Here is a 10,586-nt window from a genome sequence, read left to right on the forward strand (position 1 = left end):
TGAGGAGGTATGCGGGGGCTGTGGCCGGGCATGCGGCGGCGCGGGAGCGGCCCTGGAGGGACGCCGGGCCCGCGGAGGGGGTGCTACTGCCCGTCGGCCGGGGCGGTCGTGCCCGCGCCGAGGAGCACGCTGTCGCGGCCGTCCTCCTCGGTGAGGTGGACCTTGACCGTCTCCCGCAGCGACGTGGGGAGGTTCTTGCCGACATAGTCGGCACGGATCGGCAGCTCGCGGTGGCCGCGGTCGACGAGGACCGCGAGCTGGACGGCGCGCGGGCGCCCGATGTCGTTCAGGGCGTCCAGGGCGGCCCGGATGGTGCGGCCGGAGAAGAGCACGTCGTCGACCAGGACCACGAGCCTGCCGTCGATGCCCTCGCCGGGGATCTCGGTACGGGCGAGCGCACGGGCCGGGCGCAGCCGGAGGTCGTCGCGGTACATGGTGATGTCGAGGGAGCCGACCGGGGTCTTGCCACCGGTGATGTCCTCGAGCTTGGCGGCCAGCCGGCGGGCGAGGAAGACGCCACGCGTCGGAATGCCGAGGAGTACGACGTCGTCGGCGCCCTTGGCGCGTTCGACGATCTCATGCGCGATACGGGTCAGAACCCGGGCGATGTCCGGTGCTTCGAGCACGGGACGCGCGCTGGGAATTGCGTCCATACGAAACGGACCCCCTTCTCCGCCTCACGGGACGGACTTTAAAGGACGTCGGATTTACATGTTTCACCGTACCAGGACCGCCGGTGAACTCTTGCCTCCACCCCTGACGGCCCAGGCCATGGACCATTCGGCTTGACGAACCGAGATTACGCTGCGTAACCTCACAGTGAGTTACCAGTCTTCGTCCGGGGAGCTTTATGTCCAGCGAATACGCCAAACAGCTCGGGGCCAAGCTCCGCGCCATCCGCACCCAGCAGGGCCTCTCCCTCCATGGTGTCGAGGAGAAGTCCCAGGGGCGCTGGAAGGCCGTCGTAGTGGGTTCGTACGAGCGCGGCGACCGTGCCGTGACCGTGCAGCGCCTGGCCGAGCTGGCCGACTTCTACGGTGTGCCCGTGCAGGAACTCCTGCCCGGCACCACGCCCGGCGGTGCCGCCGAGCCCCCGCCGAAGCTGGTCCTGGACCTGGAGCGTCTCGCCCATGTCCCGGCCGAGAAGGCGGGCCCGCTCCAGCGTTATGCCGCGACCATCCAGAGCCAGCGCGGCGACTACAACGGCAAGGTGCTCTCGATCCGCCAGGACGACCTGCGCACCCTCGCCGTGATTTACGACCAGTCGCCCTCGGTGCTCACCGAGCAGCTGATCAGCTGGGGTGTGCTCGACGCCGACGCGCGCCGTGCCGTCCAGCACGAGGACGCCTGACCGCCCGGTCCGGCCCTCATACAAACCGCCGGGGGCGGGGGAAACCCATTGGGTTTCCCCCGCCCCCGGCGGTTTTTCCGTCTTAGTGGCTCTCGCGCCGAAGGCTCGGCTTGAGCTCCTTGAAACGACCGAGGAGGCCGTTGACAAAGGCCGGCGAGTCGTCGGTGGAGAACTCCTTGGCGAGCTGCACCGCCTCGTCGATCGCCACGGCGTCCGGGGTCTCGTCCTCCCAGATCAGCTCGTAGGCGCCGAGCCGCACGATGCTCCGGTCCGCGGCCGGCATGCGGTCCAGGTCCCAGTCGATCGCATAGGTGGCGATGAGCTCGTCGATCCGGGCGGCGCGCGCGGCGAAGCCCTCGACCAGCTGCATCGTGTACGGGTTGACCGGCGGCTGGCGCTCGTCCGTCCGGGCGTGCCGGATCCAGTCCGCGAGGACGTCGCGCACCGAGCTCTCGCGCTGGTCGGCCTCGAAGAGGATCTGGAAGGCGCGCTTACGGGCCTTGCTACGGGCGGACACGGTTAGCTGTTCACCCGGCCGAGGTAATCACCGGTGCGAGTGTCGACCTTGATCTTCTCACCCGTGGTGATGAAGAGCGGGACCTGGATCTCGTAGCCGGTCTCCAGCTTCGCGGGCTTGGAGCCACCGGTGGAACGGTCGCCCTGGACACCCGGCTCGGTGTGCTCGATGGTCAGCTCGACCGCGGCGGACAGCTCGACGTAGAGCACGGAGCCCTCGTGCTGCGCGACGGTGGCCTCGAAGCCCTCGATCAGGAAGTTGGCGGCGTCGCCGACGGCCTTGCGGTCGACCATGAGCTGGTCGTACGTGTCCATGTCCATGAACACGAAGTACTCGCCGTCCATGTACGAGAACTGCATCGTCCGCTTGTCGACGGTGGCCGTCTCGACCTTCACGCCCGCGTTGAAGGTCTTGTCGACGACCTTGCCCGAGAGCACGTTCTTCAGCTTCGTACGGACGAAGGCGGGACCCTTGCCGGGCTTGACGTGCTGGAACTCGACGACGGACCAGAGCTGGCCGCCTTCGAGCTTGAGCACCATGCCGTTCTTGAGGTCGTTCGTGGATGCCACGGTTGCGGTATCTCCTGAGACTGCGACTGGTGGAACCAGAAAGTGCGGTGCGCCGGCTAGAGCGCGAGCAGCTCTTTGGTCGTAATGGTGAGTAGCTCGGGTCCGCCGTCCGCCTCGGGGCGGACGACGAGCGTGTCATCGATCCGGACGCCGCCCCGCCCCGGGAGGTGGACTCCCGGATCTACGGTGACCGGCACGCAAGCGTCCAGTTTACCCATTGCCGAGGGCGCCAGCCTCGGGTCCTCGTCGTTTTCGAGTCCGACGCCGTGTCCGATGCGCGGTCCCACCCGTTCGCCGTGGCCCGCGGCCTCCAGCACGACCCGTGCCGCACGGTCCACGTCACGGTAGGCCGCACCCGGCGCGAGGGCCTCACGACCCGCCCGCTGAGCGGCGAATACCTGCTCATAGAGCTCGATCTGCCACTCCGCGGGAGAGGTCCCGATCACGAACGTACGGGCGATCTCACTGCGGTACCCACGATAGTCCGCGCCCAGGCAGACACTGAGGAAATCTCCCTCCTCGACCCGGCGGTCGGTGGGCACGTGGCCCGCCAGGCCCGAGTTCGGCCCGGCGCCCACACAGGTGGGGAAGGCCGCGCCGTCCGCCCCGTGGTCGATCAGCCGGCGCTCCAGCTCCAGCGCCAGGTGCCGCTCGGTCCGCCCCACCAGGATCGACTCCAGCAGCTCGCCCAGGGCCTGGTCGGCGATCTCCGCGGCGATCCGCAGCGACGAGATCTCCTCGTCGTCCTTGACGATCCGCTGCTGCTCCACGGCCGTCCCCAGGTCGTTCAGCAGCAACCGGGGCGCCACCGAGCCCACGGCCCGGTGCCGGGCCACGGTCAGGTGGTGCTCCTCCAGCGCCAGCGAGCGCGCCCCGGCCTCGGCGGCCCGCTCGGCGCCCGCGACGGCCGGGTCGCCCTCGGGCGTGGGCAGCACCTCCACGCACAGGTCGTCGGCGGGCCGGCTGGCACCCGTGGTGTCCGCGAAGGGATCGGTGGTGCACACCAGCACGTCCCGGCCCGGCCCCAGGAGCAGCACCGCGCCCGCCGGGGCCCCGCCCGACAGATAGCGCACATTGGCTCCGCCGGAGACCAGGGCGGCGTCGCTGCCGCTCGCCTCGCACCGCTCGCGCAGCCGCGAGCGCCGTGCCGCGTACACCTCGGACATGCTTCCGAGCGTACGTTCGGCGACGGGTTCCGGCCTTTCCAGCGCCTCCGACCGGGCGGCCCGGGGCCGCTAACGGGCGGTGAGGGAGCGGGCGACGACCTCGTCCAGGAGCCGGGCCGTGGTGGCGACGTCCTGCTGGGTGTTGTCGATGATGGGCAGCCCCGAGCCGTACCAGCCCGCCATGCGGCCGTGGATGCGGGCGACCTCCTCGTCGCTGAGGCGGCGGTTGCCGGAGCGCTCGGCGTTGCGCTCCAGGACGACCTCCAGGCCCGGCAGCAGCACCACGGGCAGCAGCCCGGGGCCCACGTGCCGCTTCCAGCCGCCGAGGCCCACGACGGGCCGGTCGGGGAAGACGGCGTCGTCGAGGATGCAGGAGATGCCGTTGGCGAGGAAGTTGCGGGCGGCGAAGCCGCAGGTGCGGCGGGCCAGCCGGTACTGCGCCTCGGAGTGGTCGTTCCAGCCGGACTGCGGGTCGGCGAAGCCGGAGCGCACCCACTCGCGCACGTCGTCGAGGCTGACATGGGCGGTGGGCACCCGGCGGGTGTCCGCCCAGTACCGGGCGACCGTCGTCTTGCCGGCCCCGGCCGGGCCGATCAGGAGCACCGCGACGGCGGCCGTCTGGGCCGCTCCCGCCAGCGGGAAGTGGCCGGTGGGGCCGTCCTGACCGGGCGGGGGCGGCGGCACTGCCGGCATCGGGGGGTGCGTTGGCGTTGGCGGCCCCACGGGGTACTGCATCCGGTGGCACTCCGTCTCGTACGGGCGGCTGGTAGGGGCGGTGTCCTTCCCCCGACCCGCCCCTTCGCCGCGGTGTCCTCAATCGCCGGACGGGCCGAATTTCAGCCAAGCCCCGGTTGCGGGAAGGGGCGGGTCAGGGGAAAGAGTAAGCTCTCCGCCCCCCACCACGGGAACGGCCCCGTCAGCCCGTCAGTTCCTCTGCCAGCGCGCGCAGCGCGAGGCGATAGGACCCGATGCCGAACCCCGCCACGGTCCCGCTCGCGACGGCCGCGATCACGGACGTGTGCCGGAACTCCTCCCGCGCGTACGGATTGGAGATGTGCACCTCGATCAGCGGCGCGGTCCGCTGGGACGCAGCGTCCCGCATGGCGTACGAGTAGTGCGTGAACGCACCGGGGTTGATGACCACGGGCACCGAGCCGTCGGCGGCCTCGTGCAGCCACCGCACCAGCTCGCCCTCGTCGTTGGTCTCGCGGACCTCGACGGCGAAGCCGAGCTCCTCGCCGAGCACCGTGCACGCCTCGACCAGCCCCTTGTAGGAGGTCGAGCCGTAGACGTCGGGCTCGCGGGAGCCCAGCCGGCCCAGGTTGGGGCCGTTCAGCACCAGGACGCGCCGGGCGCCCGCGCCGCTCACGCCGCGATCTCCGCGTGTGCGGCGAGCAGCATCGCCGGGTCCGGGCCCTCGAGAACCGTCGGCTTGGCCAGGCCGTCCAGGACGATGAAGCGCAGCCGGTCACCGCGCGTCTTCTTGTCGACCTTCATGGTCTCCAGCAACTTGGGCCACTGGTCGCCCCGGTAGGTCACCGGCAGGCCCACGGCCTTGAGGACCTCGCGGTGCCGGTCGGCGGTGGCGTCGTCCAGCCGGCCGGCGATGCGGCCCAGCTCGGCGGCGAAGACCATGCCGACGGCCACGGCGGCGCCGTGCCGCCAGTTGTAGCGCTCGTTCTTCTCGATGGCGTGGGCGAGCGTGTGACCGTAGTTGAGGATCTCGCGCAGGCCCGACTCCTTGAGGTCGGAGGAGACCACGTCGGCCTTGACCCGGATCGAGCGCTCGATCAGCTCGGCGGTGTGCGGGCCGGACGGCGTGCGGGCGGCCTCGGGGTCGGCCTCGATGAGGTCGAGGATCACCGGGTCGGCGATGAAGCCGGCCTTGATGATCTCGGCGAGCCCGCTGACGTAGTCGTGGACCGGCAGCGACTCCAGCGCGGCCAGGTCGCACAGCACCCCGGCCGGCGGGTGGAAGGCGCCGACGAGGTTCTTGCCCTCGGCGGTGTTGATGCCGGTCTTGCCGCCGACGGCCGCGTCGACCATGCCGAGGACGGTGGTGGGCACGGCGATCCAGCGCACCCCGCGCAGCCACGTGGCCGCCACGAACCCGGCGACGTCCGTGGTGGCGCCGCCGCCGACGCCGACGATGACGTCGGTGCGGGTGAAGTTGGTCTGCCCGAGCGCCTTCCAGCAGTAGGCGGCGACCTCGACGGTCTTGGCCTCCTCGGCGTTCGGGAGCTGGATCGCGATGGCCTCGTAGCCCTGGGAGGCCAGGTCCTCGCGGATCGCCTCGCCGGTCTCGGCGAGGGCCTCGGGGTGCAGCACGGCCACGCGCTTGGCCTTGGTGCCGATCAGGCCGGGCAGCTCGCCCAGCAACTGGCGCCCGACCAGAACCTCGTACGGCGCGGTGCCCGCGCTGCCGGCGACCTGGATGCGGGTGGGGGCGTCGGTCATGCGTTCCTCACTGCGTGGTGTCCGGTGTATGGGCCCGGGGCAGCCGGAGCGCCTCCATCACGGCGTCGGCTACCTGGGCCGGGGTGCGGCCGCCGGTCGCGACGACGGCGCGGGCGACCTCGGTGTAGAGCGGGCGGCGCGCTTCCATCAGCTCGCGCCACCGCTTGCGGGGGTTGACGGCGAGCAGCGGGCGCGGGGCGTCCAGTCCCACGCGGTGTACGGCGTCGGCGAGCTCGACGTCGAGGAAGACCACGGGCAGGCCCGTGAGCAGGGCCCGGGTGGACGGGTCCATGACGGCGCCGCCGCCGAGGGAGAGCACCCCGGGGTGCTCGGCCACGGCGGCGGCCACGGCCTGCCGCTCCAGTTCACGGAAGTGCGGCTCGCCCTCGTCGATGAAGATCTCCGGGATGGGCTTGCCGGCCGTCCGCTCGATGTCGGCGTCGGTGTCCCGGTAGCCGGTGCCCAGCCGCTCCGCGAGCAGGGCACCGATGGTGGACTTGCCCGCTCCGGGCGGGCCCACCAGGACAGCTACAGGGGGTGTCACTTGATGGCCAGGTTCTCGAGGTAGCCGCGGACGTTGCGACGGGTCTCGGCGACGCTGTCGCCGCCGAACTTCTCCACGACCGCGTCCGCGAGGACGAGGGCCACCATGGCCTCGGCCACGATGCCCGCGGCCGGGACCGCGCACACGTCGGAGCGCTGGTGGTGCGCCTGCGCCGCCTCGCCGGTGGTGACGTCCACGGTGGCCAGCGCGCGGGGCACGGTGGCGATGGGCTTCATCGCGGCCCGCACGCGCAGCAGCTCACCGGTGGTCAGGCCGCCCTCGGTGCCACCGGAGCGGCCGGAGGTGCGGCGGATGCCGTCCTCGGTGGCCACGATCTCGTCGTGCGCCTTGGAGCCGGGCACCCGGGCGAGGTCGAAGCCGTCGCCGAGCTCGACGCCCTTGATGGCCTGAATGCCCATCAGGGCGGCGGCCAGGCGGGCGTCCAGACGGCGGTCCCAGTGGACGTGCGAGCCGAGGCCCACCGGCACGCCGTAGGCCAGGACCTCGACGACGCCGCCGAGGGTGTCGCCGTCCTTGTGGGCCTGGTCGATCTCCGCGACCATCGCCTTGCTCGCCTCGGCGTCCAGGCAGCGCACCGGGTCGGCGTCGAGCTTCTCGACGTCGGAGGGCTTGGGCAGGACGCCGTAGGGGGCCTTGGCCGAGGCCAGCTCCACCACGTGCGAGACGATCTCGATGCCGGCCGTCTCCTTGAGGAAGGAACGGGCGACGGCGCCGAGGGCGACCCGGGCGGCGGTCTCACGGGCGGAGGCGCGCTCGAGGATGGGCCGGGCATCGGCCACGCCGTACTTTTGCATTCCGGCGAGATCCGCGTGCCCCGGGCGCGGCCGGGTCAGCGGGGCGTTGCGAGCCAGTTCCGCCAGCTCGGCGGGATCCACGGGGTCGGCCGCCATGACCTTTTCCCACTTGGGCCACTCGGTGTTGCCCACCATGACCGCGACCGGGGAGCCCATGGTCAGGCCGTGGCGGACGCCACCGAGGAAGGTGATCTCGTCGCGCTCGAACTTCATGCGCGCGCCGCGCCCATAGCCGAGGCGTCGCCGGGCAAGGTGGTCCGCCACCATCTCAGTGGTGATCGGCACGCCGGCGGGAAGACCCTCCAGCGTCGCCACGAGTGCGGGGCCGTGCGACTCCCCTGCGGTCAGCCAGCGCAACCTGCTCAACGGTGCTCCTCATCAGCCTTGGCCATGCAAAATGCTCGTTCCGATCCTCCCACGAGCAGGCGCCCGGACAGGGCTCAGGTCCAAGGTACGGACGGATGAGGACAAAATGCGGGCGGCAGCGGAATCCGCTGCCGCCCCATCCCCGCAGGCGCGGGGAGCACCAAGCCGACCTGGCCGGCATGCAGAAATACGGTGGTTCACCCCCGCCAGCGCGGGGAATTCGGCTCTTCTCTACTAACGATGACGACTGCAGCCGGTCACGCGCCACGGGCCGCCAGCGCCGCCTCGCCCGCGGCGCGCATGGCGGCCAGCGGGGCGGGGGCGCGGCCGGTCATCTGCTCGACCTGGAGCACCGCTTGGTGCACCAGCAGGTCCAGGCCGCCCAGGACCGTGCCGCCGTGCCGCGTCCAGGCGGCGGCCAGCGGGGTCGGCCAGGGCTCGTAGAGGACGTCGAAGAGCGTGCCGGGCCGCTCGGGCACGGCGCCCGCCAGTTCGTCGGTGGCCCCCGCCGGGGTGGTGGCGACGACCAGCGGCGCGGAGAGGGCCTCGGCGGCCCGCGACCAGTCGGCGGTGCGCACGGCCACGCCCAGCCGTTCGCCCCACTCCCGCATCTCGGCCGCGCGCCCGGCGCTGCGCACGTACGCGGTGACCTCGCCGGTGCAGATCCTGGCGAGGGCGGCGAGCGCCGAGGAGGCGGTGGCTCCGGCGCCCAGGACGGCGGCGCTCTCCACCTTCTCGACGCCGCGCTCGCGCAGGGCGGCCGCGATGCCGGGGATGTCGGTGTTGTCGCCGAGGCGGCGGCCGTCCTCCGTCAGGACGACGGTGTTGACGGCCTCCACGGACCGGGCCGTGGCGCTGACGGAGTCCAGCAGCGGGATCACGGCCCGCTTGAGCGGCATGGTGAGGGAGAGCCCGGCCCAGCTGCCGTCGAGGCCGTCGAGGAAGCCGGGCAGGGCCGCCTCGTCGACCTCGAACCGGTCGTACGTCCACTCCCCCAGGCCCAGCTCCGCGTAGGCGGCCCGGTGCAGCACCGGGGAGAGCGAGTGGGCGATCGGCGATCCGAGCACGGCCGCGCGGTGACGGCCTTCCCTCACCTGGCTCATTGCGTCTTCCGGCTCTTGTTGAACTCGTCCACGAGCTTCTGGTGCTCCTGCAGGTTCTTGGTGAACGTCGTCTTCTCGTTGATGGAGACGAAGTAGTACCAGTCGCCCGGCTCCGGATCCATGGCCGCCTTGAGCGCCTGTTCGCCCGGGTTGCCGATGGGGCCGGGGGGCAGGCCCTTGTAGAAGTACGTGTTGTACGGGTCGTCGAAGGCCCGGATCTGCTTGGGGCTGAGATCCAGCTTGCTCTGGTTCTTCAGGTAGTTGTACGTCGAGTCGAACTCGAGCTTGCCGTTCGTCTCGGTGTTGGTGGGCTTGAGGCGGTTGTAGACGACCCGCGACATCTTGCGGAAGTCGTCGTGCGTCATGCCCTCGGCATTGACCAGGCTGGCCACGGTGATGAGCTGCAGCGGGGACTTCAGGCCCAGCTCCTTGGCCTTGCCCTCCAGGTCCTGCTTGGCGTAGTTCTCCTTGGCCCGCGCGACCATCTGCCTCAGGATCGCCTCGGGCTTGGTGCCCTTGCCCGCGCTGTACTGCGAGGGGTAGAGGAAGCCCTCCAGCGGGTCCTTGATCTTCGGGTCGGAGTTCGCCCACTCGGGCAGTCCGAGGCTCTTGGCCTGGTTCTTGGCGATGTCCTTGGTCGTGCCCGCCGGGAGCCCGAGCTTCTCGTCGATGGCGCCGTAGATCTGGACGGCGCGGCGGCCCTCGGCGATCGTCAGGAAGTTCGCGGCGTTGGTCATCATCTCGACAGCCGCCGCGCCCGACATCTCCTTGCGCAGGGTGTAGGTGCCGGCCTGGATGGACTTGCCCTTGGGGTTCTTGCCCGCGGCCTCGGTGAAGGCGCCGACGCTCTTGACCACGCCGGCCTTCTGCAGCGCCTGGCCCATGGTGGTGAGGCTGGAGTTCTTGGGGATCTCGACCTGTACCTCGCCGGAGCCCTCGCCCGAGAAGTCGGGCGCGGCGCCGAAATGGGTCTGCCAGTAGTCGTAGGCGAGGTAGCCGCCTCCGCCCACGACGCCGACGAGGACGACGGCGACCAGCAGACAGGCGGTGCCGCTGCGGCGCTTCTTCGTCTTCTCCCGGCCACCCTTGCCCTTGCCGCGCCGCTCACGGCCGCGGCCGCGCTCCTCGCGGGGCTCGGGCTCGTCGTCGACCGGGGCGGGCGGGGCGTCCTCCTGGTCGTCGAAGAGGGAGATCTTGTCCTCGACGGGATCCGGATGCCACTCCTCCGGCGGCTCCTGCCGGGCGGGGGCCTGCCGCTGGGCCTGGGCCTGCTGCTGCGCCTGGGCCTGCTGCTGCGCCTGGGCCTGGGCCTGCTGCTGCCGGATCTGCTCGTGCTGCCCCGTGTGCTGCTCGCCCACGTACGGGGCCTGCTGCTGCGGGTAGCCGGTGGTGCCCGTGTCGTACTCGTAGTACTCCGACGGACCGCCCGTGTACTGCCCTCCCTGCCCGCCGTACGTGCCGCCCTGGCCGGCCGGGGCGTACGGACCGGGACCCCCCGCGCCCTGCGAGGGATCCCAGCCGTACTGCTGCTGCTCGGGATAGTGCTGCTGCTGGCCGTAGGGGGGCTGCGACTGCTGCGGCTGCTGCTGCGCGTACTGCTGCCCGGTGTACCCCTGGTCCCCGTAGAGAGGGTCCTCGGGATGCCACGGTTGGGAGCCGGAACCCCGGCCGTACTCAGTCATCTATCCCCTAGAGCCG

12 protein-coding genes are annotated in these 10,586 nt (G+C 71.5%); 1 reads left to right on the forward strand and 11 read right to left on the reverse strand.

Annotated features, from left to right (window positions below):
* Positions 1 to 83 precede the first annotated feature (83 nt).
* Positions 84 to 653 carry a bifunctional pyr operon transcriptional regulator/uracil phosphoribosyltransferase PyrR gene (pyrR, locus tag ACIGXW_RS28410; RefSeq protein WP_071966190.1) on the reverse strand — a complete coding sequence of 190 codons (570 nt, stop codon included), beginning with the start codon at positions 651 to 653 and terminating at the stop codon, positions 84 to 86.
* Between the two features lie 197 nt (positions 654 to 850).
* Between pyrR and bldD the strand changes: the two genes are divergently transcribed.
* Positions 851 to 1,351 (forward strand): transcriptional regulator BldD, encoded by a 501-nt coding sequence (bldD, locus tag ACIGXW_RS28415; RefSeq protein WP_004948690.1) that lies wholly within the window; start codon positions 851 to 853, stop codon positions 1,349 to 1,351.
* Between the two features lie 82 nt (positions 1,352 to 1,433).
* Here bldD and nusB read toward each other — a convergent pair whose 3' ends face one another.
* From nusB to mltG, 10 genes are all read right to left on the reverse strand, one after another.
* On the reverse strand, positions 1,434 to 1,868 hold the full coding sequence (gene nusB, locus ACIGXW_RS28420; RefSeq protein WP_071966191.1) for a transcription antitermination factor NusB: 435 nt from the start codon (positions 1,866 to 1,868) through the stop codon (positions 1,434 to 1,436).
* Positions 1,869 to 1,870: 2 nt separating this feature from the next.
* Positions 1,871 to 2,437, reverse strand: coding sequence for an elongation factor P (gene efp, locus ACIGXW_RS28425; RefSeq protein ID WP_399575591.1), 567 nt, complete (start codon positions 2,435 to 2,437; stop codon positions 1,871 to 1,873).
* A 56-nt stretch (positions 2,438 to 2,493) separates the two neighbouring features.
* A complete protein-coding gene (locus ACIGXW_RS28430; RefSeq protein ID WP_399575592.1) occupies positions 2,494 to 3,603 on the reverse strand; it encodes an aminopeptidase P family protein in 1,110 nt (369 codons plus the stop codon).
* A gap of 69 nt (positions 3,604 to 3,672) precedes the next feature.
* Positions 3,673 to 4,338 carry an AAA family ATPase gene (locus ACIGXW_RS28435; RefSeq protein WP_360911868.1) on the reverse strand — a complete coding sequence of 222 codons (666 nt, stop codon included), beginning with the start codon at positions 4,336 to 4,338 and terminating at the stop codon, positions 3,673 to 3,675.
* Positions 4,339 to 4,519: 181 nt separating this feature from the next.
* The gene (gene aroQ / locus ACIGXW_RS28440) at positions 4,520 to 4,972 is read right to left on the reverse strand and encodes a type II 3-dehydroquinate dehydratase (protein WP_071966195.1); all 453 of its coding nucleotides are present in this window, start codon (positions 4,970 to 4,972) and stop codon (positions 4,520 to 4,522) included.
* Positions 4,969 to 6,060 carry a 3-dehydroquinate synthase gene (gene aroB, locus ACIGXW_RS28445; RefSeq protein ID WP_071966196.1) on the reverse strand — a complete coding sequence of 364 codons (1,092 nt, stop codon included), beginning with the start codon at positions 6,058 to 6,060 and terminating at the stop codon, positions 4,969 to 4,971. The genes aroQ and aroB overlap by 4 nt, the downstream gene beginning before the upstream one ends.
* Positions 6,061 to 6,067: 7 nt before the next feature.
* The gene (locus ACIGXW_RS28450) at positions 6,068 to 6,604 is read right to left on the reverse strand and encodes a shikimate kinase (RefSeq protein ID WP_399575594.1); all 537 of its coding nucleotides are present in this window, start codon (positions 6,602 to 6,604) and stop codon (positions 6,068 to 6,070) included.
* Positions 6,601 to 7,785 (reverse strand): chorismate synthase, encoded by a 1,185-nt coding sequence (gene aroC, locus ACIGXW_RS28455; protein ID WP_399575596.1) that lies wholly within the window; start codon positions 7,783 to 7,785, stop codon positions 6,601 to 6,603. Before aroC ends, ACIGXW_RS28450 begins: the two co-directional genes overlap by 4 nt.
* 257 nt (positions 7,786 to 8,042) lie before the next feature.
* Complete coding sequence (locus tag ACIGXW_RS28460; protein WP_399575598.1) at positions 8,043 to 8,888, reverse strand: shikimate dehydrogenase; 846 nt, start codon at positions 8,886 to 8,888, stop codon at positions 8,043 to 8,045.
* Complete coding sequence (gene mltG / locus ACIGXW_RS28465; protein ID WP_399575600.1) at positions 8,885 to 10,570, reverse strand: endolytic transglycosylase MltG; 1,686 nt, start codon at positions 10,568 to 10,570, stop codon at positions 8,885 to 8,887. The genes ACIGXW_RS28460 and mltG overlap by 4 nt, the downstream gene beginning before the upstream one ends.
* Between the last annotated feature and the right edge of the window lie 16 nt (positions 10,571 to 10,586).

It is taken from the genome of Streptomyces sp. NPDC053079, from assembly GCF_044546695.1.
Lineage (GTDB): Bacteria > Actinomycetota > Actinomycetes > Streptomycetales > Streptomycetaceae > Streptomyces.